Annotated in this window: 16 protein-coding genes and 1 riboswitch; of the genes, 5 read left to right on the top strand and 11 right to left on the bottom strand. The window is 56.5% G+C overall.

Annotated elements, in window-relative coordinates; all coding sequences use genetic code 11:
• Positions 1 to 22: 22 nt before the first annotated feature.
• From HBN68_RS05090 to HBN68_RS05080, 3 genes are all read right to left on the bottom strand, one after another.
• Positions 23 to 1090, bottom strand: coding sequence for a phosphotransferase family protein (locus HBN68_RS05090; protein ID WP_094992879.1), 1068 nt, complete (start codon positions 1088 to 1090; stop codon positions 23 to 25).
• Between the two features lie 200 nt (positions 1091 to 1290).
• Positions 1291 to 1605: an SCP2 sterol-binding domain-containing protein gene (locus tag HBN68_RS05085; RefSeq protein WP_047274420.1), complete on the bottom strand. Its 315-nt coding sequence runs from the start codon at positions 1603 to 1605 to the stop codon at positions 1291 to 1293.
• Between the two features lie 55 nt (positions 1606 to 1660).
• Complete coding sequence (locus HBN68_RS05080) at positions 1661 to 2374, bottom strand: histidine phosphatase family protein (RefSeq protein ID WP_169962981.1); 714 nt, start codon at positions 2372 to 2374, stop codon at positions 1661 to 1663.
• A 206-nt stretch (positions 2375 to 2580) separates the two neighbouring features.
• On the opposite strand from HBN68_RS05080, the gene sohB reads away from it, so the two are divergent.
• Complete coding sequence (gene sohB, locus HBN68_RS05075) at positions 2581 to 3603, top strand: protease SohB (RefSeq protein ID WP_094992877.1); 1023 nt, start codon at positions 2581 to 2583, stop codon at positions 3601 to 3603.
• A 169-nt stretch (positions 3604 to 3772) separates the two neighbouring features.
• Positions 3773 to 8890 (top strand): NEL-type E3 ubiquitin ligase domain-containing protein, encoded by a 5118-nt coding sequence (locus HBN68_RS05070; RefSeq protein WP_169962979.1) that lies wholly within the window; start codon positions 3773 to 3775, stop codon positions 8888 to 8890.
• 50 nt (positions 8891 to 8940) lie between these two features.
• Here the strand turns inward: HBN68_RS05070 and HBN68_RS05065 are convergent, their stop codons facing one another.
• On the bottom strand, positions 8941 to 9435 hold the full coding sequence (locus HBN68_RS05065; RefSeq protein WP_169962977.1) for a DUF934 domain-containing protein: 495 nt from the start codon (positions 9433 to 9435) through the stop codon (positions 8941 to 8943).
• Positions 9419 to 11077: a nitrite/sulfite reductase gene (locus HBN68_RS05060; protein WP_094994522.1), complete on the bottom strand. Its 1659-nt coding sequence runs from the start codon at positions 11075 to 11077 to the stop codon at positions 9419 to 9421. Before HBN68_RS05060 ends, HBN68_RS05065 begins: the two co-directional genes overlap by 17 nt.
• A 482-nt stretch (positions 11078 to 11559) precedes the next feature.
• Between HBN68_RS05060 and HBN68_RS05055 the strand changes: the two genes are divergently transcribed.
• Positions 11560 to 12651 carry an ABC transporter substrate-binding protein gene (locus HBN68_RS05055; protein WP_094994521.1) on the top strand — a complete coding sequence of 364 codons (1092 nt, stop codon included), beginning with the start codon at positions 11560 to 11562 and terminating at the stop codon, positions 12649 to 12651.
• Here HBN68_RS05055 and HBN68_RS05050 read toward each other — a convergent pair.
• On the bottom strand, positions 12639 to 12860 hold the full coding sequence (locus HBN68_RS05050) for a DUF2970 domain-containing protein (protein ID WP_094994520.1): 222 nt from the start codon (positions 12858 to 12860) through the stop codon (positions 12639 to 12641). The genes HBN68_RS05055 and HBN68_RS05050 overlap by 13 nt on opposite strands.
• Positions 12861 to 13023: 163 nt before the next feature.
• A complete protein-coding gene (metH, locus tag HBN68_RS05045) occupies positions 13024 to 16734 on the bottom strand; it encodes a methionine synthase (protein WP_169962975.1) in 3711 nt (1236 codons plus the stop codon).
• 153 nt (positions 16735 to 16887) lie between these two features.
• Between metH and HBN68_RS05040 the strand changes: the two genes are divergently transcribed.
• Positions 16888 to 19185 carry a fatty acid cis/trans isomerase gene (locus tag HBN68_RS05040; RefSeq protein ID WP_169962973.1) on the top strand — a complete coding sequence of 766 codons (2298 nt, stop codon included), beginning with the start codon at positions 16888 to 16890 and terminating at the stop codon, positions 19183 to 19185.
• A gap of 110 nt (positions 19186 to 19295) precedes the next feature.
• Positions 19296 to 19880 carry a Fe-S biogenesis protein NfuA gene (gene nfuA, locus HBN68_RS05035; protein WP_094994517.1) on the top strand — a complete coding sequence of 195 codons (585 nt, stop codon included), beginning with the start codon at positions 19296 to 19298 and terminating at the stop codon, positions 19878 to 19880.
• A gap of 94 nt (positions 19881 to 19974) precedes the next feature.
• On the opposite strand, the gene cobM is transcribed toward nfuA, so the two are convergent.
• The 4 genes from cobM to HBN68_RS05015 form a co-directional block, all read right to left on the bottom strand.
• Entirely contained in the window at positions 19975 to 20721 is a 747-nt protein-coding gene (gene cobM, locus HBN68_RS05030) for a precorrin-4 C(11)-methyltransferase (RefSeq protein ID WP_094994516.1), read from the bottom strand.
• A 75-nt stretch (positions 20722 to 20796) separates the two neighbouring features.
• On the bottom strand, positions 20797 to 21210 hold the full coding sequence (locus tag HBN68_RS05025; RefSeq protein ID WP_094994515.1) for a cobalamin biosynthesis protein: 414 nt from the start codon (positions 21208 to 21210) through the stop codon (positions 20797 to 20799).
• Complete coding sequence (locus HBN68_RS05020) at positions 21207 to 21908, bottom strand: CbtA family protein (RefSeq protein ID WP_094994514.1); 702 nt, start codon at positions 21906 to 21908, stop codon at positions 21207 to 21209. Before HBN68_RS05020 ends, HBN68_RS05025 begins: the two co-directional genes overlap by 4 nt.
• 11 nt (positions 21909 to 21919) lie before the next feature.
• A complete protein-coding gene (locus tag HBN68_RS05015; RefSeq protein WP_094994513.1) occupies positions 21920 to 22108 on the bottom strand; it encodes a CbtB-domain containing protein in 189 nt (62 codons plus the stop codon).
• Between the two features lie 94 nt (positions 22109 to 22202).
• Positions 22203 to 22418, bottom strand: a riboswitch (cobalamin riboswitch).
• Positions 22419 to 22429: the final 11 nt, after the last annotated feature.

Genomic DNA, 22429 nt, shown 5'->3' with positions numbered 1-22429 from the left:
CGGAATCCTCGTGCGAATGGGCTTAAAGGCTGGACTGGTCGATGACCTTGAGGCTCATGTGTTCCAGCAAGGCGTTCATGTGGACGAACTGGGCAAAGCGTTTGTCCTGTGTCTGGCCGTGGTAGAAGCGGTAATAGATTTGTTGCACGATGCCCGCCAGACGGAATAACCCGTAGGTGTAGTAGAAATCGTAGTTGTCGATCTGAATGCCTGAGCGTTCTGCGTAGTAATCGACGAACTCACGGCGCGTCAACATCCCCGGCGCATGGCTGGGTTGACGTCGCATGCGTTGCAGCGCAGGGGGATCGTTGGCTTCGATCCAGTAGGCGAGGGTGTTGCCCAAGTCCATCAGCGGGTCGCCGAGGGTGGTGAGTTCCCAATCCAGCACGCCAATGATCTGCATCGGGTTATGCGGGTCGAGAATGACGTTGTCGAAGCGGTAGTCGTTGTGAACGATGGCAGGCGTCGGGTGATCCGGCGGCAGGTGGGCCTTGAGCCACGCCTTGACGGTTTCCCAGTGCGGCGCATCCGGGGTCAGCGCCTTGTCATAACGGTCGCACCAGCCGCTGATCTGGCGTTGCACGTAGCCTTCAGGCTTGCCCAAGTCAGCCAGGCCGCAAGCGGTGTAATCCACCTTGTGCAGCTCGACCAGGGTGTCGATGAAGCTGCGGCACAGCGTGCCGGTCTGGCCGGCCGTGAGGTTGAGTTCTGGGGGCAGCTGCGCGCGCAAGATGATCCCTTTGACCCGTTGCATGACATAGAACTCACTGCCGATCAGCGACGCGTCGGTGCAATGGGCATAGGCTTTGGGGCAATAGGGGAAGGCATCCTTGAGGTGATTGAGAATGCGGAACTCCCGGCCCATATCATGGGCGGACTTGGCCTTGTGACCGAACGGTGGACGCCGCAGCACCAGCTCCATGCCCGGGTATTCGATCAGGTACGTCAGGTTGGACGCGCCACCGGGAAACTGGCTGACGGTGGGCTCGCCGCTCAACCCGGGAATATGGGCCTTGAGAAACGGGTCAATCTGGCTGGCGTTAAGTTCTTCGCCAGAACGGATACGGGTGGACGAGTCGGTGAGCGCCATAGCTATCTCTTCTGCTTATATTTGCGGCCTGACAACATTCGCTAATCTAATGAGCCTGCCGACCGACAACAAGTCGTGAACGGCCTTAATAGACGTGGGTGTTAATGGCCAATCAGCGTGTCTGATAGCGCGCAGCCCCAACCTTGCGGCCAAAAAAAACCGAAGCTGCGTGGGCTTCGGTTTTTTGTCGTGCGCGAAACTTAGCTCGGGAACAGTTCGCTCAGCTTCATTGCCAGCATCATGTCGCCTTCAGCGCGCAGTTTGCCGCCCATGAACGCTTGCATGCCGTCGGTTTCGCCGCTAACGATGCCTTCCAGGGTTTCGCCGTCCATCACCAGGGTGACTTGTGCGTCCGGGTTTTCGCCTTCCTTCAGTTCGCAGGTGCTGTCTTTGACGATCAGCGAGAAGTTCTTGGTGTCATCAATGCGAAAGCCGAATACCAGGTCCAGACCGGCAGCAGCGGCTGGGTTGAATTTGGCTTTCATTGCTTGAACGGCATCAGCTACAGACGTCATGGTTCGATCCTTTTGTGGTGGGTTACGGCGACCCGTAGGTCGCGGTTGCCGGCGCTCAACGATAGGTGATGAGTGACGGCGTCTTCAACAGTTGCAAATGCAGGTGACTGTTAAAGGAAGCCAGTGTGACCTCGCGGCCTTGAAACGTGAGGCGGCTGAGCGAGGTATTCGCAATGTGCCAAGTGAGCTTGAAGGCCTCGTTGGCGGGAATTCGGGTCAGTACGTGGAGCAGGGCGGTGATGGTGCCGCCGGAAGTGAACACGGCAATGTTGTGCTGCCCGGCCTCGGCGTGCTCCAGCAACCGGTTGAGCCCGCCTTGTACGCGCTCGACAAAGGCCAGCCAGCTTTCGAGCTCCGGGGTGTCCCAGGTTCCGCTGAGCCAGCGCGCCACAATCAGATCAAAAATCCGCTGGAACTCGGCCGGGTCTTCGGCCGCATGGGTCATCGCTGCAACGGCATCGGGCTCATCCGGCAACAAACCGGGTAGCAGCGCACTGAGCACGCCGAACGCATCGAACTCATTGAACGCCGGGTCAACTTCCAGTGCGGGGGCGGATAGCCCGGCTGCGCTGAGTTGCTGCAGGGCGTGGCGGGCGGTGTCTTGCTGGCGGGATAGGTCGCCGGACAGGCAACGGTCAAAGCGCAGGCCCAGGTCAACCAGGTGCTGACCGACGATTTGTGCCTGGCGCACACCCAGTGGCGACAACACGTCGTAGTTATCAGCGCCGAAAGAGGCTTGGCCATGTCTTATTAGATAGATGCTGCCCACGTCCGCTTTGTCCCGGTACGTTGAAAGTCAGGCGAGGTTAGGAGCAAGGCGGGAAGCTGTCAATGAAAAAACATACGCTTGTTTGAATTGCGTCCGGCACGTGTCCACGCGGTGTTTCACGGCTGGCAGCTGCAGGTTGGCGCCGGTATGCTGGTCGTCATTACGCCACCCGGACGTCCAGGGTGGCATCGTTTGAAGGAGTGTCTGTGGAATTTCTTGCCGATTACGCCAGCTTTCTGGCTAAAACCGTGACATTAGTGGTTGCAATCGTGGTCGTGCTGGTCACGTTGGCGGCCTTGCGCAGCAAGGGACGTCGCCGGTTGACGGGTCAATTGCAGGTCACCCGGTTGAACGATTTTTACAAAGGTTTGCGCGAGCGTCTGGAACAGTCACTGTTGACCAAGGATCAGTTGAAAACGTTGCGCAAGGAGAGCAGCAAGGCCGACAAGAAGTTGAAGAAACAGCCCGATGAGAAGCCGCGTGTGTTCGTCCTCGACTTCGATGGCGATATCAAGGCCTCTGCCACTGAAAGCCTGCGCCACGAGATCACCGCGTTGCTGACCCTGGCTACCCCGGCCGATGAGGTGGTGCTGCGGCTGGAAAGTGGCGGCGGCATGGTACACAGCTATGGTCTGGCGTCTTCCCAGTTGGCGCGGATTCGTCAGGCGGGCATTCCGTTGACCGTGTGTATCGATAAAGTGGCCGCCAGTGGCGGCTACATGATGGCTTGCATTGGGGCGAAAATTATCAGCGCACCTTTCGCCATCCTGGGTTCGATCGGTGTGGTCGCACAGTTACCTAACGTCAATCGGCTGCTAAAAAAACATGACATTGATTACGAAGTACTGACCGCTGGCGAATACAAGCGCACGTTGACTGTCTTTGGCGAAAACACTGAAAAAGGGCGTGAAAAGTTTCAGCAGGATTTGGATATCACCCATCAATTGTTCAAGAACTTCGTCGCGCAGTATCGCCCGCAATTGGCAATCGATGAAGTTGCCACAGGTGAGGTATGGCTGGGGGTTGCAGCCGTTGAAAAGCGCCTGGTCGACGAATTGAAAACCAGCGATGAGTATTTGTCTGAACGCGCCAAAGGCGCGCAGCTCTATCACTTGCATTTTGCCCAACGCAAAAGTCTGCAAGAACGTGTCGGGCTGGCAGCCAGTTCCTCAGTCGAGCGGGTCGTTGATTCATTATGGTCACGTGTGACGCAAAAACGTTTTTGGTAAGTGTGCATCAAGTCTGCTGCGCGTCAGTGTGCAGCAGACTTCCTGACCCACGTGTTGTATGCACTGGGAAAGGGACTGTCCTCACCTGCAGCAGGTCGTAACTATGTAGTCCATGGATTTTAACGCCCGAGATTAAGCTGGTCTTCTCCTTAGAAGACGGGCTTTATTCATGGCACCCTTAAATGGCTATAACCCTTCCAACGCTGTAAGGCAGGTGACGCACACGGCAAACGTTCTGGCCCAAGCCCCGGTCAATAATAAATATGAAGCCCTTGTTGCTACGTTGTTACCACGTTGGTTTTTGCGCGCTCCGGAATCACTGCGCAATGTGTTGAAAGAGAGCATGTCGCGCCTGCATGAATCGCAGAAAATAACGTCGCAGATAGTGGTCAATGTTCAGCCGATAGAACAATTCTGCGAACCGCTCTTAAAAATGGCATTGGCGGCATATGGCTGGGGAAGGCTTGACGTCAAGAGTAATGCGTTAAAGCAGGTTCACCTGGTTAATAACTTATTGATTTTTATTGCCCGCCAGCACATCAAACTGGTGGATTCGGCCGCCCGTACCTTATTGCCTGAGTCAATGATTCCAGAGTCCCTGGAACTTAATTTGGTCGCCAGTACGTCTCACCTTAATTTATTGCAAGCGGCCATGCAGAACTTTGAACATTCCGAGACGGCCGTTGGCGGCTTTGATGCGGGTTCCTGTATTTATTCATTGGGACCCGACAAGGCGGAGGTTCCCAACAGCACTTTGACGCCGGAAAAATTTGCCCAGATTTGCCGTGATCTTAACTTGGGACTTCAATATCAACTGCACCTCGACAGGCAATTAACCCCTGTCGAGAATGAGTGGCCGAACAGCGATCCACGGTCCAGAGCGTTTCAAATCAAAGAGGCATTCACTGAAAATATCCGGTACGAGTTTGCCTGCGCTCTGCACCTTGCTTTCATGAAAGGGTATTTGAGCCCTGACGCCTATCGTTTTATGGACGACCTGCTGGTCGCACAACCCTCTGTCTTCACGACCGGGGCTGCCAGCTGCGCCACGTTCCAGATCCTTGAATTTGAAGTGACGGGGGTGATGGTATTTCTGCCCAAACGTAAAGCTCGAACCCACGTTCAGCCGTGTGTGGTGTATTTGCCGCAGGCGCCAGGCCGTTGCTTTTATGAGTTTGAAACCTTTGCTGCGTTCCAGGCCCACTTGCGTGAGTGGTTGAAAAACCCGCGCTTTGCCGACTATTTTGTCCAGCGTGTACCGTTGCGCCATCGGGCCGAGTTTATACGACGTACCCATATCAAACACGCCAGGTGGGACTCGTTACTGTTGAGACGGCCACCGATTATTTATGAACCGGCTTTATTTACCCTCTCGCAATACAACCCCAAAGCTGAAAACCCATTTGAAGTGGCCTGGTTACAACAGTTGGCGCAAATAAAAGACGACGCCAGCCTGCTAGTGGTTTCAACGGAAGATGAAGACAAACAGACCCGTCTTGAGCGTCAGGCCATGTACCTGAACCTGGGCATGAGCCTCTTGGGTCTGGCGCTGGGGTTTGTGCCCATAGTGGGTCAGGTCCTGTTGGCGGTGAGTGTCATTGAGTTAGGCGAGGAAGTGTATAAGGGCATCCAGGCCTGGGAAAACGATGACAGGATGAGCGCCGTCAATTACCTGTTTGATGTTGCACAAAACGTAGCGTTGCAGGCGGGGACATGGGGCGCGGTCAAGGCGTTGACGCCTGCGGCCCATGTGGAAGCCATGATTCCGGTGAAGGTGGAGCAGGGTGTCAGCAAGTTATGGAAGCCTGATATTACTGGGTATGAATTCAAACATACTTCCCTGCAGGGCATGACACCTGACCAGGGCGGTATTTATAAAAAAGACGGCCAGCTCTTTATTACCCTCGATGATCAAGTGTATGGCGTAGGGACAGACACACAGACACGTACGTATTATTTGAAGCACCCGACAGACGCAGGGGCCTACAAGGTCAAGTTGAGCCATAACAACACGGGTATCTGGACCCACGAACTGGATAAACCGCTGCATTGGGAACGTGCACAGTTACTTAAACGCATGGGGCCAGACGCTCAAGCGTTATTCGCGCAGACCCTGGATAAAGTCATGACCCTCTCAGGCCTGTCGGATGCGCAGTTACGGCACGTCGTGCTGGAGCATCTTCCCACCCCCGCGTTATGGGTGGACGGCATCAAGCGTGCCACCCTGATTGAAAAAATAGAAACATTCGTAGCCAGGATGAAGAATGGCAACAGCCGATTTGATGCAGACGCGGACTTGCAGTTGAGGTTGCTGACGCAGTTGCCGGGCTGGCCGACTGATCGGGTGTTACGTGTTGTGGAGAATAATGGCGTGCTCTTCAGGGAGTATGGAAACGATCTGGTCTCAAGGATACCGAGGCTGCAAGTCACCGAAGCACAAATTGCCCATAGAGATTTGTTGAAAGTAACCCTGGATTGCCTGTCGCAAAATCAGATCACTCAATTGCTAGGCCGGGAGGTCGTCGCAGAGCAAGAGCAGGTTGAGGTGCTGGCTCAAACATTAGGTGCCTATGCGCAGACCACTCAACAATCATTGCTGCTCAGTCTTTACACTGAAACTGAGCAAGTTTCTGCTATTGGCACACTGATAAAAAAACAGTTCCCCAGCTTACCGGCCACCGTGATTGAAGAGTTGGTCGGCCATCTAAGTGCTGAACACCTGGGTTTGATCCAGCGCAGTAATCACTTGCCGTTGGTGGTGTTGGAGGAGGCTCGGCATTATGTTCAGTCGGTACGCATCAGTCGGGCCATTGAAGGCTTATTATTTGAATCGCATGTGACTGAAGATTCTTTGAAGATTGCATCGCACATTTCGGCATTGATGCCCGGTTGGCCTCCGGCACTTCGAGTGATCGTGCGTCATAAGATCACCGATCAAGAACTCGCCAGTTTTGGCCGCGGTTCCAGCCCTCATGTGCGCACGCGCGAAATCTTCAAAAACGGCAATGTGTACGAATACTTTGGTTTTGGCAGACCACAATCGTTCACCAATACCTCTTTATTAAAATGCCTTTACCACACGTTATCCGAAACGGAGCGATCGGCATTAAGGCTACCCTCTGATACCTATGAGGCGTTTGTAGCCAACCTGGCGACGATCGCTGTTCAACAGCGTTCCCAAAGTGCAAAGGCCTTGGGAATGCACACCATAAAACCTTGGATAAAGTCACCTTTAAGGCTTGCGGACGGGCGCTTGGGGTATCCGCTGGGTGGTCGCGCCGGTCGGTTATTGCCTGAAAGCAGCCCCCTGATACTCAAGGATCAGTTAATTGAGCTGTACCCCCTGATGACTGACGCGGAAGCCGGACATTTTTTGGTGCGTTTAAAGATGAACGCTGCACAACTCGCCAGAGCGTTGGTCGGTCTTAAGGCAGAGCTGGATAACCTGCGCACGGAACTGGACGCATGGGTCGCCTCAGACGTCTGGTGCACGCCCGCAGACCGGCCCAGATTCAAGCTGTCCATCCAGGTTAAAAAATCCATGCGCAGGGCGGTGATCCGCGCTTGGCGCCGCCAATCACCCAGTAGCCGGATAGCAGGCTTTCAGGGGTATGAACTGGACCTCGATGCCTGGCCTGTTGATACCTTGCCGGAGTTGAGCGCGGATTTTCCACATATTCATACGCTGAACCTGAGCCATTCGACCACTTCTCGGTTGTCAGAAGCGTTTCTGAAAAAGTTCAAGCAACTAAGGGTTTTGATGCTCAGAAACAATGCGTTCTCTGAATTGCCTCCCACGGTTGGCGAGATGACAGAATTGCGCACATTAAACCTTCAGGGCAACCGGATCCTGTTGACCGCGGCCACGCAAGAAACCTTGACAAAGCTAACCAAGTTACAGTCCTTGAACCTGACAGGTAACACCTTAGGCAGGCGACTGTCAGTGGGGCAACTGGCTGAACTTGAACATTTACACATGCGGTACACGGGGATCGAGCAGTGGCCTGAAGGGCTTGAAAGACTGACCCGTTTACAAGTTGTCGATCTACGCGATAACGCGATCAGTCATGTTCCTCCCGAAGTGTTATCGCCTGAGCGCAATGCGATCAATAACGTGACGTTCTTGCACGATAACCCGCTTGATACGGATTCGCTGCGTCGTCTCTATCTATATCGACAGGAGCAGGGCATAAACTTTGGCATTTGGGTCTCGCGCCAGCATGTCACTACCCATGGCGGCATCCTGCATTGGGCCAGCATCCCGTCTGCAGAGCAGACAGCGGTCTGGAATGCGTTGCGCGCTGAAGACAATGCAGAAGATTTTTTTCGGGTGCTTGAAGATTTAAGTGAATCAGCTCAGTTCATCCATAACTATGAGGACTTAAGTGGGCGCGTGTGGACGCTGATCAATGCCATGCACGAAAGCTACGGCTTGCGTGTCCGGCTGTTTGAAATAAGCAGCCACCCCAGAACCTGCGTAGACGGGATTGCCATGGTCTTTGCTGACCTGGAACTGCGATTTCAAATCTACAACGCTGAGAACGGCCTTAACACCGAAGAGCAATTGATGGAATTAACCCGCGGGTTATTTCGCATGGAAACGCTCAATGCTCATGTGGACACAGTGATTGCGCAACGTATTGCTCATATCAGTGCGCAACCCGTGTCTGCCGTGCAGCGTTTACAGCGGCTGATCGATGCGGTGAGCCCGAATTTCGCTGAAAGTCCTTTGAGTGAAATGTCGGCGCAAGAGTGTCAAGGCATTGCCTATCGGTTGGGCACTCCTGAAGCGCTTGAGTTGGCGGAAATACTCAGCCCTCGCTGGCTGCGTAATCACCTTGCGCTCATCGATCAGTTGCAGGTGCAGATGTATTACCAGGTGCACTTGGCGCAAGCCTTGGGGTTGCCATCAAGGCCGCACAGCATGATTTTTGAGAACGTGGCCCGTGTAACCCCAGCAGAGCTCGAAGCAGGCAAGCGCTATGTCATTGACCAGGAAACCCCCGATGCCTTGAAGGCATCGTTGATTGCACGAGACTACTGGCAAAATTTTTTACGTTTTAAATACCCGGACGCCTTCATTCGATCCGATGAGGTTCAAGACGAACGTATGGGCGCACTGTTCGCCGCACGCGAGTCGATGTCAGATCACGACTACATGGCGCAAGTGGAGGCGGTTGTTACTGAGCGCGAGCACGCCAGACTGGAGTTGGTGACACGCCTGACCGAGGAAGAGATCACGGAGAATCCGCAATTCAAGGTGGTTCTGCAGCCTGCCCCGGAATGAGGGTCTGAGGCTGGCTCCAGGTCATTCACACCCCTGGAGCCAGTACAGAATCAGCGCCGCCGGAAAAGAGGCTGAGGTTCGTCAGCGGACGCTTGATAGGTGACGCTAAAGTCTTTCAGGCCTTGCAGTGCTTCATAGGGGTCTTTATCGGCCCGTATGGCGAATGCATTGAAGCCACAGCGGTGCAGGTAGAAAAGCTGATCACGTAACACATCCCCGATGGCTCGCAATTCACCTGTATAACCATAGCGATCGCGCAGCAAGCGAGCATTGGAGTAGCTGCGGCCATCGGTGAAGGCAGGGAAGTTCAGGGCAATGACCTGAAAGCTGTCCACGTCTTCGCCGATTTCTTCTGCCTCTTCGTCGCTGTCCAGCCACACGCCCAAACCGCCATCACGGGCTTTAAGTGCATGAGCATGCTCGCGCCACAGGGCCAGCGGCACGATCAGATCATCGCAGTTGGGGATGCCATCGAAGCTTGCGTCCTTGGGCAGCAAGTGCCAGGTTTCGTCGATAACTTCGTTGTTCTTAATGATTCGCTGCATAGACGCGCTCCTTGAAGGGATCGATGCCAATACGTTGATAGGTGTCGATGAAGCGCTCGTCTTCGGTCCGTTTTTCAACGTAGACGTCGATCAGCTTTTCAATTACATCCGGCATGTCGTCCTGAGCGAACGAAGGGCCGAGGATTTTACCCAGGCTGGCATCACGGCTGGCACTGCCCCCCAGCGACACCTGATAAAACTCGGCGCCTTTTTTATCAACACCCAGGATGCCGATGTGGCCGACGTGGTGGTGACCACAGGCGTTCATGCAACCTGAGATGTTGAGGTCCAGCTCACCGATGTCGAACAGGTAGTCCAGGTCCTCAAAGCGGCGCTGGATGGATTCGGCAATCGGGATGGATTTGGCGTTGGCCAGCGAGCAGAAATCGCCGCCGGGGCAGCAAATCATGTCGGTCAGCAGGCCGATATTCGGTGTGGCAAAACCGTGCTCGCGCAACTCGCCCCACATGGTGAACAACTGGCGCTCTTCGACATCGGCCAGAATGATGTTTTGTTCGTGAGAGGTGCGCAGTTGGCCGAAGCTGTAGCGGTCGGCCATGTCAGCAATGGCGTCCCACTGCTTGTCAGTCACATCACCCGGCGCAACGCCAGTAGGTTTGAGCGACAGCGTGACAGCCACATAACCCGGCTTTTTATGGGCGAGGGTATTGCGGGTACGCCAGCGGGCAAAACCGGGATGCTGCTTGTCGAGTTCAGCCAGTTCGGCGCTGAAATCTGGCAAATCTTTGTAGTCCGGGTCGACGAAATGCTTGGCGATACGGTGAACTTCGGCTTCGGTCAGCGTGGTCGAGCCACCCCGCAGGTGCACCATTTCGGCCTCGACGCGTTGCGCAAAGACTTCAGGGGTGAGGGCTTTGACCAGAATCTTGATGCGCGCCTTGTACTTGTTGTCCCGACGGCCATAGCGGTTGTAAACCCGCAGGATGGACTCAAGGTAGCTCAGCAAGTCTTGCCACGGTAGAAATTCATTAATGAATGCGCCTACCACCGGGGTACGGCCCAAGCCGCCACCAACCAGTACACGGAAGCCCAATTCACCGGCTTCATTGAACACGGGCTCAAGGCCGATATCGTGTACTTCAATGGCGGCGCGGTCAGAAGCTGACCCGTTGATTGCGATCTTGAACTTGCGCGGCAAGTAGGCGAATTCCGGGTGGAAAGTCGTCCACTGACGCACGATTTCACACCACGGGCGGGAGTCGATCAACTCGTCGGCGGCAACGCCGGCAAACTGGTCGGTGGTCACGTTACGCAGGCAGTTGCCGCTGGTCTGGATGGCGTGCATCTGCACAGTGGCCAGTTCTTCCAGAATATCCGGCACGTCTTCCAGCGCAGGCCAGTTGAACTGCACGTTCTGGCGGGTACTGATGTGGGCATAGCCCTTGTCGTAGTCCCGGGCAATCTTGGCCATCATCCGCGCCTGGCGCGAAGTCAGTTGGCCATAGGGCACTGCAACCCGCAGCATCGGGGCAAAACGCTGAACATACAGGCCATTTTGCAGGCGCAGGGGGCGGAATTCTTCTTCGCTCAGCTCACCTGCCAGGTAGCGTCGGGTCTGATCACGGAACTGCTTGACGCGGTCCTCAATGATCCGCTGATCGTACTCGTCATATACGTACATATAGGTCCTGTTCTCAGGCTGCTAACAGCTTATCTGCGCGCACGGCCGCGCACTCCCCACGGAGCGAGGAACGATACCAGTTTGTAGTTATGCGCAAAAGTGCTGTTTAAGCATATGGAAAGAACCAAAAAGACTATAAGAGGCTGATTCTCAATCACTTACTTGTCTTGTGGGGATTGCTGGACTTAACTGACAGGACGTCTTCAAGCATTCACCCATAAAACTGAAAAAAGGCGATGCGATGAGCACTCCAGTCAAGGCACGTAAAAGTGATAGCAAGGTTGATGCATGGGCCATTCTTTTCATGATCATTTTGGTGGTGGGCACTGCGGTGTTTTGGGTGAGTCACCAATAATTAAAGCTTCGCGCGCAGGTAACTGACGTTGTGGCTTTTCTGGCCGCACTGAAACAGCAGCGTTAGCCAGATGCCTGATGGTATTGTGCCAGTTATGATGAGGCTCAATTTCCTGGGACAGGTGTCAATGCTCAAAGCTTTCAGTCAATGCCTGATCATCCTGACCCTGCCATTTTCCATGGCGGTGCAGGGCGCCAACGTGCTGTTTATCAACCCCGGTCTTGCGGATGAGACCTTTTGGGTCAGTTATTCTGACTTTATGCAAGCGGCAGCCAACAGCCTGGGCATGCAGCTTGAGGTCCAATACGCACAGCGATCCCCACAAAAAGCCATCGAGCAAGCGCGGGCAGCTTTACAAGGCCCCCACAGGCCCGATTACCTGGTCTTCGTTAATGAACAATACGTTGCCCCGCAAATCTTGCGCCTGTCCCACGGCAGCGGCGTGAAGCTGTTCATGGTCAACAATGGTCTGACCCAGGAGCAGGCCCAGTTAATGGAAACAGATGGCGCCCGCTATTCAGGCTGGCTTGGCAGCATGGTGACCAATGATGAAGAGGGCGGTTATCTGATGCTGAGCGAGCTGATTCGTCAGCATGGGCCTATAGCGCCGGGTCAAACGGTGGACCTGCTGGCTTTTTCAGGGGTCAAAAACACCCCGGCTTCCCGTTGGCGGGAAAAGGGCATGCAGCGGGCGCTGAATGAACATCCTCACGTGCGCTTGCGACAGATGGTGTATGGCGAGTGGAACGAGCAGCGCGCGTATGAGCAGGCTCAACAGTTGTTCAAACGCTACCCCGACACGGCGCTGGTGTGGAGCGCCAATGATGAAATGGCGTTCGGGGCCATGCGGGCAGCTGAAGAAACAGGGCGCAAACCCGGTCGTGACCTGCTGTTCAGCGCAGTCAATAACTCAATACCTGCGCTGCAGGCACGTATCGACGGGCGATTGAGTGTGCTGGTTGCCGGGCACTTTACGCTCGGGGGGTGGGCAATGGTCTTGCTCAATGACGCCTCCAAAGGGGTTGATTTCACCCGGTTTGGCGGTCGGGACCGGCAGGTGCCGTTACTGCGATTGCTCGATGCCAAGCAAGCCACGACCCTGCTGAACATTACCCGCAGTCGCCATTATGATTTGCCGTTCACGGCATTCTCGGCCCAAGGCAAGCCGCCGTCTTATCAGTACCCGTTTACCCTCGACACCTTGCTTCAGTTGCCCTGAACCCCGGCAATCATCAGCACCAGTTTGACGATCCCGAAAAGTGTCAGTGCGAACACGCCGGTGAACAGCAAACCCAGTAGCAGGAACTGACCGGGTTTGCCCTGGGTGAAATCGCGAGCCCTGTTTTTCGAGCTTTGTACGCCAAATGCGGCAGCCATCACGCTGTGCAGCACTTGCCAAAAGGACGGTGGCTTTTGCGGATCGTTCATAAGCACCTCAAGCTCCAGAGAGGAAGGTCACTGTCTTGAGGATAGTCAAACCTCGACAGGCGAGGGCGCGATACGCATGTGTTACAGGAGCGCTCAGACACTCAGCCGCGGTGTTGCCACTGTATAAGTGGCAACACCGAGACCCGCGGGAGGCTTTTCAGCTTCAGTTGTCGTAACCCAGGTTCGGCGCCAACCAGCGTTCCGTAACGGCCAGGTCCTGACCTTTACGCGCGGTGTAACTGTCGATCTGGTCCTTGTCGACCTTGCCCACGGCAAAGTATTGCGCCTGCGGGTGTGCGAAGTACCAGCCGCTGACGGCCGCAGCCGGGAACATGGCGTAGTGCTCCGTCAGGAACACGCCGCTTTTGCCCGCCCGCATTTCTTCGGCTTCAGGATCAAGCAATTTGAACAACGTGGCCTTTTCCGTGTGATCCGGGCAAGCCGGGTAGCCAGGGGCAGGGCGGATACCGCTGTATTGCTCTTTGATCAGCGCGTCGTTGCTCAGTTCTTCGTCCTTGGCATACCCCCAGTAATTCGTGCGTACCTGCTGGTGCAACCATTCGGCGCATGCTTCGGCCAGACGGTCGGCCAAGGCCTTGACCATGATTGAGTTGTAGTCGTCGCCAGCGTCCTGATAAGCCTTGGCCACTTCTTCTGCGCCAATCCCCGCCGTGGTGATAAAGCCGCCCACGTAATCGGTCACGCCACTGTCTTTAGGCGCCACAAAGTCGGCCAAGGAGAAGTTGGGCTTGCCATCGGTCTTGATGATTTGCTGGCGCAAGTGGTGCAGTGTGGCCAATGGCTGGCCGTTTTCGTCATACAACTCCAGGTCATCATCGTTAACCTGATTGGCCGGCCAGAAGCCGAAGACGGCACGGGCGCTGATGAGTTTTTCATCGATCAGTTTCTTGAGCATTTCCTGAGCATCGGCGTACAGCGCGGTGGCGGCTTCGCCCACGACCTCGTCTGTCAGAATGCGCGGGAATTTACCTGCCAGATCCCAGGAAATGAAGAACGGTGTCCAGTCGATGTATTCGGCAAGCACCTTGAGGTCGATGTTGTCCAATACCTTGGCGCCGGTAAACGTCGGTTTCACCGGCTGGTATCCGGCCCAGTCGAACTGCGGCTTTTTGGCTATGGACGCGGCATAGCTCAGGCGCTCGGTGCGCGCACTGCGGTTGGCGGTGCGCTCGCGGACCTCGATGTACTCGTCGCGGGTCTTGCTGACGAAGCCGGCTTTCAGTTCTTTGGACAGCAACTGCGTGGCCACACCCACGGCACGGGAGGCGTCGGTGACATAAATCACGGCGTCGTTCTGGTACTTGGGTTCGATCTTGACCGCAGTGTGCGCCTTGGAGGTGGTCGCGCCGCCGATCATCAGGGGCAAGTGGAAGTCCTGACGTTGCATTTCACGCGCGACGTGGACCATTTCATCCAGCGACGGTGTGATCAGGCCGGACAAACCGATGATGTCGCACTTTTGCTCTTTGGCCACTTGCAGGATTTTCTCGGCAGGCACCATCACGCCGAGGTCGACGATGTCATAGCCGTTGCAGCCCAGCACCACGCCGACGATGTTCTTGCCAATGTCGTGCACATCACCCTTGACGGTGGCCATCAGGATCTTGCCCTTGGCTTCCGGTTTGTCGCCTTTCTCCAGTTCAATGAACGGGATCAGGTGCGCCACGGCCTGTTTCATGACGCGGGCAGACTTGACCACCTGCGGCAGGAACATTTTGCCTGCACCGAACAGGTCGCCAACGATGTTCATGCCCGACATCAGCGGGCCTTCGATGACCTCAATCGGACGCTTGAATGACAGGCGCGACTCTTCGGTGTCCTCGACAATGTGGGTGGTGATGCCTTTAACCAATGCATGCTCAAGCCGCTTGTTGACGTCCCAGCCGCGCCACTCTTCGGTTTCGGCTTCTTTGACACTGCCGTCGCCTTTGTACTTGTCCGCGATTGCCAGCAGGTTGTCGGTGGCGTCAGGGGTGCGGTTGAGCACGACGTCTTCAACGGCGTCACGCAGTTCGGTCGGGATCTGGTCGTAGATTTCCAGTTGCCCGGCATTGACGATGCCCATGGTCAGGCCCGCCCGAATGGCGTACAGCAGGAACACCGAATGGATCGCCTCGCGTACCGGGTTGTTGCCGCGGAACGAGAAGGACACGTTCGACACGCCCCCCGACGTCAGGGCATACGGCAGTTCGTCACGGATGTAGGCGCAGGCGTTGATGAAGTCCACTGCGTAGTTGTTGTGCTCTTCAATGCCGGTGGCCACGGCGAAGATGTTCGGGTCGAAGATGATGTCTTCCGGCGGGAAGCCAACATCATTCACCAGAATGTCGTAGGAGCGTTTGCAGATTTCTTTCTTGCGCGCTTCGGTGTCGGCCTGGCCGGCTTCGTCGAACGCCATCACCACCACCGCTGCGCCATAGCGCTTACACAGTTTGGCGTGGTGAATAAACTGCTCGACGCCTTCTTTCATGCTGATCGAGTTGACGATGCCTTTGCCCTGAATGCACTTGAGCCCTGCTTCGATGACCTCCCATTTGGAAGAGTCAATCATGATCGGCACGCGGGAGATGTCCGGTTCGCCAGCGATGAGGTTGAGGAAGGTCACCATGGCCTTCTTCGAATCCAGCATGCCTTCGTCCATGTTGATGTCGATGATTTGAGCACCGGCTTCAACTTGTTGCAGGGCCACTTCCAGGGCTTCGGTGTAGTTGTCTTCACGGATCAGCCGGGCAAAGCGCGCCGAACCGGTGATGTTGGTGCGTTCGCCTACGTTGACGAACAGCGAGCTGCGGTCAATGGTAAACGGCTCAAGGCCTGACAGTCGGCACGCCTTGGGAATGTCGGGGATCTGGCGCGGTGCATAACCGGCCACTGCCTTGGCGATGGCCTCGATATGGCCCGGCGTGGTGCCGCAGCAGCCGCCGACAATGTTCAAAAAGCCGCTTTGGGCGAACTCTTCAATCACCTTGGCCGTCTGCGCGGGCAGTTCGTCGTATTCCCCGAACTCATTCGGCAGACCGGCGTTAGGGTGTGCCGAGACGTAGGTGCTGGCTTTGTTCGACAGCTCTTCAAGGTACGGGCGCAACTCGCTGGCACCCAGCGCGCAGTTCAAGCCCACCGAAATCGGCTTGGCGTGACTCACCGAGTTCCAGAAGGCTTCGGTGGTCTGGCCAGACAGGGTACGGCCGGAGGCGTCGGTAATGGTGCCGGAAATCATGATCGGCAACTCGATGCCCAGCGTTTCGAACACGCCTTGCACGGCAAAGATTGCTGCCTTGGCGTTAAGCGTGTCGAAAATGGTCTCGATCAGGATCAGGTCCGCGCCACCCTCGATCAGGCCCTTGGTGGCCTCGGTGTAGTTTTCGACCAATTCATCGAAGGTCACGTTGCGGTAGCCGGGGTTGTTGACATCCGGCGACAACGAGCAAGTACGGCTGGTCGGGCCCAACACGCCCGCCACGAAACGCGGTTTGTCCGGCGTTTCAAGCGTTTTGGCATCGGCCACCTTGCGCGCCAGCCGAGCACCTTCTACGTTGAGTTCGTAGGCAAGTGCCTGCATGCCGTAGTCAGCCTGGGAGACTTGAGTGGCGTTGAAGGTGTTGGTTTCGAGAATGTCGGCACCGGCATCCAGGTACGCTTTCTCAATCGAACCGATGACATCCGGGCGAGTGATGACCAGCAGGTCGTTATTGCCCTTTACGTCACTCGGCCAGTCGGCAAAGCGTGTGCCACGATAGTCGTGTTCCTCTAGACGGTAGCTTTGGATCATAGTGCCCATGCCGCCATCGAGAATCAGAATGCGCTCTTTGAGGGCGTGCTGAAGTGCTTGGAGACGAGCGCTGCGGTCAGACATAGGACTACCTGTTAGAGCCATGCAAAAGATGGCAAAGCATAACAAACCTGCGTGGGATTTGATCGTTCGCCATTTTTCATGAATTTCATTCATGTTGAGGCGAGTCTTCGACGGGTAGAATCGCGACAATTTTTAATATCAGGACAATGGCACATGTTTTTTCGCCTACTCACCGGCGCCGTGACGCTGGTGGTGTGCAGTACAGCGTTGGGCCAAACCCCGCTCGTTAGCCCGGCTATTTCATACACCCGGGATATCCAGCCGATCCTTACCGAAAAGTGCGTCGCTTGCCACGCCTGTAACGATGCGGCCTGCCAGCTCAACCTGGGGAGCGCGGAGGGCGCAACCCGGGGGGCGAGCAAAGTACCTGTCTATCAGGGTGATCGGACCACTGCTGTTGCGCCAACACGGATTTTCTACGACGCCAAGGGCCCGCAAGAGTGGCGCAACAAAGGTTTTTACTCCGTGCTGGACGCCCAGGGCGCACAAGCGGCACTCATGGCGCGCATGCTGGAACTGGGCCACAGCGCTCCGTTGACGCCAAACGCCAAACTGCCTGAAGAGATCGTGCTGGGGCTCAACCGTGAAAACAGTTGCCCGGCACCCGGCGAGTTCAACAATTACGCGCAAAAACATCCCAAGGAAGGCATGCCGTTAGCCGTCACTGGCCTGACCGATCAGCAATACATAACGGTGCAGACCTGGTTGGCGCAGGGCGCGCCGGTCGATCAACATGCCATTCAGCCGACGGCAATTGAAGCCACTCAGATCGCTGAATGGGAAGAGTTGCTCAATCGCCCGGGCTCCACCGAAGCCCTGGTCGCTCGCTGGTTGTATGAGCATTTGTTCCTGGCCCATGCCTATTTCGACAACGGCGTGCCGGGGCATTACTTCCAGTGGGTGCGTTCGCGCACGCCAAGCGGGCAGCCGATTGACCTGATCGCTACGCGGCGCCCCAACGACGACCCGGGCACCACTTTTTATTACCGGATCATGCCGGTCCAGGGGGTGATCGTTCACAAAACACACATCACCTACCCTATGGGGCAGCGCAAGCTGGAGCGGGTCAAACAACTGTTTTACAGCGGTGACTGGCATGCGGCCAAGCTACCGGGGTATGGGCCACGAGGGCGTGCCAACCCGTTCGAGACCTTTGAAGCCATCCCTGCCGTCGCCCGTTACCAGTTCATGCTGGATAACGCCGAATACTTTGTGCGCACCTTTATTCGCGGGCCTGTCTGCCGCGGCCAGATTGCCACGGACGTGATTCGCGACAACTTCTGGGCCGTGTTCCAGGAACCTGCCCGTGATCGCTACGTGACTGACGCCGTTTACCGCGGCAAAGCCACGCCGTTGCTGGCGATGCCAGGTCAGATCGACGACGTGGGCAGCATCATCTCGCTGTGGCACAACTACCGCGACAAACGTAACGAGTATGAAGAGTTGCGCCAAAGTGCATACGCTGAAATGCCGCCGCCTAGCTGGTCGACCTTGTGGGCAGGAAATGACAACGCGCTGCTGACCATCTTCCGTCACTTCGACAGTGCCAGTGTCAGCAAAGGGTTGATCGGTGAAGTCCCGCAGACCTTGTGGCTTTTCGACTACCCGCTATTGGAACGCACCTACTATCAACTGGCGGTCAACTTTGATGTGTTCGGTAACGTCTCGCACCAGGCGCAGACGCGCCTGTACTTTGACCTGATCCGTAACGGCGCCGAGGTTAACTTCCTGCGTCTGATGCCAGCTGATTCGCGTGGGGCCATTTTGGGCGACTGGTATCAGAACAGTGGCAAGCTCAAGATGTGGATGGATTATCGGAAGATCGACACCGGCACTGCGACGGGCATGAAGCTCGACCCGGCAGACCCGAAACGCGATTTTGCCCTCAAGCTGATTGAGCGCACCGGAACCCTCAACGCACGGCCTGACCCGATTAACCGTTGTTCGGGAGCCTACTGTTCGCGGCCCAACATTGCTCAGGCCTTCCAGTATGCGGAGCAATCGCTCAGCCGCCTGACGTCGCGCCCCGCAGCCGGGTTGCCCGTTATCAATCGACTGCCCGAAGCCAGTATGCTGCGCATCGAAAGTGCTGATGGCACGCGTGAGATGTACAGCCTGTTGCGCAACCGCGCGCACACCAATGTGGCGTTTATGCTGGGTGAGGAATATCGCCTGCAGCCTGGGCTGGACACGCTGACGATCTACCCGGGTGTGCTTAGCAGTTATCCGAACTTCATGTTCAACATCCCGGCCGGTGAGGTTGAGGCGTTTGTCGTTGCGATGGAGAAAAGCCAGGATCAAGCCTCGTTTGATGCCATCGTCCAGCGCTGGGGGATTCGCCGCAGTCATCCGCAGTTTTGGGCGTACTTTCATGACATCGGCGAATACATCAACGAAACCGATCCGGTAGAGGCCGGCGTGCTGGACATGAACCGCTACGAGAACCTGTAAGGGTCATTTGTTTCACCCACATGGGGTGTGGCTTTCCTGACAAAAATACTAGGACTTTGTCAGGCGCGCCGATTGGCGTAAACTGCGCCCCATGTCTGCGAGGAGATTCCATGAGCGCCATAACGATTACCGACGCCGCCCACGATTACCTGGCTGATCTGCTGTCCAAGCAGAACACCACGGGTATCGGCATCCGCGTCTTCATCACCCAACCGGGTACGCAATACGCTGAAACCTGCATTGCGTATTGCAAGCCAGACGAAGTCAAACCTGAAGATACCGCCCTGGGCCTGAAAAGCTTCACCGCCTGGATCGATTCGGTCAGCGAGCCGTTTCTTGAAGACGCCGTGGTGGACTACGCGACCGATCGCATGGGCGGCCAACTGACCATCAAGGCGCCCAACGCCAAAGTGCCCATGGTCAACGCTGACAGCCCGATCAACGAGCGCATCAATTACTACCTGCAAACCGAGATCAATCCCGGCCTGGCCAGTCACGGCGGTCAGGTCAGCCTGATTGAAGTGGTTGAAGACGGTATTGCGGTCCTCAAGTTCGGCGGCGGTTGTCAGGGATGCGGCCAGGCCGACGTGACGCTGCGCGAAGGTATCGAACGCACGTTGCTGGAGCGTATTCCCGAGCTCAAGGGTGTGCGTGACGTGACCGATCACTCGCAGAAAGAAAACGCCTACTACTGAGTTAACAGTCGCAAGGTGTTCGCTGCGAGCAGCATAAAAAACGGTGCCCCGTGAGCACCGTTTTTTTATGCCTGTGTTTTACGCGGGGCGACTGTCAGGGGCGATACACGTGCGCGTGCCCAGCCCGGTAAAGCGAAGACTCGCTGAAGCTGTCGTTGGCCAGCACACGACCGACCAGAATCAATGCCGTGCGCCGGAACCCTTTGGCCTGAACCCGCTGCACAATGTCAGCGAGGGTGCCGGTGACTGCATCTTGATCAGGCCAACTGGCACGGTGGATCACCGCAATCGGGCAGTCACTGCCGTAATGTGGGGTCAACTCGGCCACGATGCTGTCCAGGTTTTTAACCCCCAGGTGAATGGCCATGGTTGCTTTATGGCTGGCCAGACTCGCCAGCTCTTCGCCTGCAGGCATCACGGTTTTTTCCGCGTATCGGGTCAGAATCACCGTCTGCGAGATGTCTGGCAACGTCAGTTCGGCTTCCAGCAGAGCGGCGCAGGCGGCGGTCGCCGTGACCCCTGGGATGATTTCAAACGCAATGCCCAGCGCCCGCAGGCAGCGGATTTGCTCGCCGATTGCCCCATACAGGCTGGGGTCGCCTGAATGCACGCGGGCCACGTCCTGGCCTTGAGCGTCGGCAGCGGTGATGTGCGCGATGATTTGTTCCAGATGCAACTGGGCGCTATTAATCACCCGTTCGGCCTGATGGCCTTCCAGTACTGCGGCGGGCACCAGTGAACCGGCATAAATGATCACCGGACAGCTGCGGATCAAGCGCTGGCCTTTGACCGTGATCAGCTCTGGATCGCCGGGGCCGGCCCCGATGAAATAAACAGTCATGGCAGTCTCTTGAACGATACAAAACAGAGCGCCGCTTGAACAACGCTCATAGTGAGGCGGTGGAGTATCGCCTGATTACAGCCCGGTCGCTAACGCAAACGTCGCGTTATCAGAGGTTTGGCGAGTGACCCGCAGCGTCGCGCGTTGACCGGTCACTCGCTCGCAGAGGGCCAGTGCAGCACTTTCAGCCACCCCAAAACAGCCCGTGTGGGCGTACGAGACCGGTGACTGGTGACTGAGCCGGGGGGCAAACACGGCAAGCTGCTGTGCACTGAATACCTCGAAGGGCAGTTTCAACTGCTGCGCCAACTGGATCAGGCCGGGCTCGTCCCGTTTTGAATCAATACTGGCCAAGGCCCGTATTGCACTGAGCGCGATCCCGGCATGGTTCAGAGACTCATTCATGAGCGTCAACAGTTCTTCAGCACTGCAGCCGCGCCGACAGCCCAGCCCGGCTACGAGGGTTTGCGGGGTGGGCGGCGGCGTCATGCAGCGTACTGGCCATCAGTCTTGCGCCGGAACAACCACGCGCTGATAACCCCCAGCGCCAGCCAAAAGGCAGCGTTGGTCAATTGCGAAGCCACCTTGAACTGCGTTTCAAGTGCTTGCGGTGCCAGGCTGGCGTGGACCAGCGGCTGTGGCGCGCCCATGACATGAGGCATGACCAGAATCACCACCCCAAGCACTTTTAGCGCCCAGTGCCTGCCAAATACCACGAGTGCAATCGCAACGGCTGTCGAGGCGGCGGTACTGACCCACCAGATCTGGCGTTGCAGCAAATCAGCCGCAGCCGTGCCGGGTAGTTCCGGCGGCAGTCCCAGTGTCGGGGCGAGACAAAATGTGGCATACCCAGCCAGCCCCCACAGCACCCCTTGAGAGGTACGGGTCGGCGTTCGCAGTGTGTAGAGGCCTGCGAGCATCAACGCGAATCCCACGGCGACCACCAAATTGGCACCGGTGGTCGACACTAGGCGCTGCCAGCCATCCTCGGGTTCCCAGGCTTCAGCGGCATGGGTGTGGCCGGGCAGGGCGGAGTCAGCGTGTTCATGCGTGTGACCCGCAGCAGGCGTCTCGAAGGTTTCTGCTTCAAGGATCAGTGGCGCCACCCAAAAGCTTTGCAACAGCGTCAATAACAGGGCAGCCAGCAAACCGGTAAAACCGGCGGTTTGAATGATGCGCTTCATCATGGGCTCGCCTCTCAATGGCACGGGAAGGCAGCGCTGTGACGCGTGTCGTGTGCGGCATTGTGCACCGCGTCAATATGGGAAAAGCCCGCGAAGTAAACGAGAAACGCCCCAAGCACGGTTGCGCCGACAGCCGCTACGATACGCTGGCTGTGAGTGGCGGTGGTGGCTGCGGATTGTGTACGGCTGGTGCTGACTGACATGGCGCTTCCCTCTGGTGAGCAGCGGGCGAAAAAGCGCAAGAAAACCCCGCGAACGGTGCTCGCAGGGTTTAACAGCGCCCGCCCACCGCGGGTTTGTTATTCGATATGAGCAGGCCGGTCTCCGGGCTCACAAGGGGTTCAAGTCATCTGAACCTGCGAACATCACCTTCCCATGCATGAGCACAGTGGCTTCGATGTTCCGCTTGTTTACCGTTGCGGGGGCAGCACCGGACTGATCAAGGCGATGAACGCCTGACGCACCGGTTTCCCGTTTCACCCTGTGAAGGGCACCTGATACAAGATGTGTAGGAGAGCATGACA

Source organism: Pseudomonas sp. WS 5078, assembly GCF_012985745.1.
GTDB classification, from domain to species: domain Bacteria; phylum Pseudomonadota; class Gammaproteobacteria; order Pseudomonadales; family Pseudomonadaceae; genus Aquipseudomonas; species Aquipseudomonas lundensis_A.
Note: the sequence above shows the minus strand (reverse complement) of the source record. Positions and strands in the feature narration are given on the sequence as shown.

Excerpts from the sequence above, each read along its gene's own strand:
- HBN68_RS05090 (WP_094992879.1), bottom strand. The coding sequence starts at position 1,090 with ATGGCGCTCACCGACTCGTCCACCCGTATCCGTTCTGGCGAAGAACTT.
- HBN68_RS05085 (WP_047274420.1), bottom strand. The coding sequence starts at position 1,605 with ATGACGTCTGTAGCTGATGCCGTTCAAGCAATGAAAGCCAAATTCAAC.
- HBN68_RS05070 (WP_169962979.1), top strand. The coding sequence starts at position 3,773 with ATGGCACCCTTAAATGGCTATAACCCTTCCAACGCTGTAAGGCAGGTG.
- HBN68_RS05065 (WP_169962977.1), bottom strand. The coding sequence starts at position 9,435 with ATGCAGCGAATCATTAAGAACAACGAAGTTATCGACGAAACCTGGCAC.
- HBN68_RS05060 (WP_094994522.1), bottom strand. The coding sequence starts at position 11,077 with ATGTACGTATATGACGAGTACGATCAGCGGATCATTGAGGACCGCGTC.
- HBN68_RS05055 (WP_094994521.1), top strand. The coding sequence starts at position 11,560 with ATGCTCAAAGCTTTCAGTCAATGCCTGATCATCCTGACCCTGCCATTT.
- HBN68_RS05050 (WP_094994520.1), bottom strand. The coding sequence starts at position 12,860 with ATGAACGATCCGCAAAAGCCACCGTCCTTTTGGCAAGTGCTGCACAGC.
- metH (WP_169962975.1), bottom strand. The coding sequence starts at position 16,734 with ATGTCTGACCGCAGCGCTCGTCTCCAAGCACTTCAGCACGCCCTCAAA.
- HBN68_RS05040 (WP_169962973.1), top strand. The coding sequence starts at position 16,888 with ATGTTTTTTCGCCTACTCACCGGCGCCGTGACGCTGGTGGTGTGCAGT.
- nfuA (WP_094994517.1), top strand. The coding sequence starts at position 19,296 with ATGAGCGCCATAACGATTACCGACGCCGCCCACGATTACCTGGCTGAT.
- cobM (WP_094994516.1), bottom strand. The coding sequence starts at position 20,721 with ATGACTGTTTATTTCATCGGGGCCGGCCCCGGCGATCCAGAGCTGATC.
- HBN68_RS05025 (WP_094994515.1), bottom strand. The coding sequence starts at position 21,210 with ATGACGCCGCCGCCCACCCCGCAAACCCTCGTAGCCGGGCTGGGCTGT.
- HBN68_RS05020 (WP_094994514.1), bottom strand. The coding sequence starts at position 21,908 with ATGATGAAGCGCATCATTCAAACCGCCGGTTTTACCGGTTTGCTGGCT.
- HBN68_RS05015 (WP_094994513.1), bottom strand. The coding sequence starts at position 22,108 with ATGTCAGTCAGCACCAGCCGTACACAATCCGCAGCCACCACCGCCACT.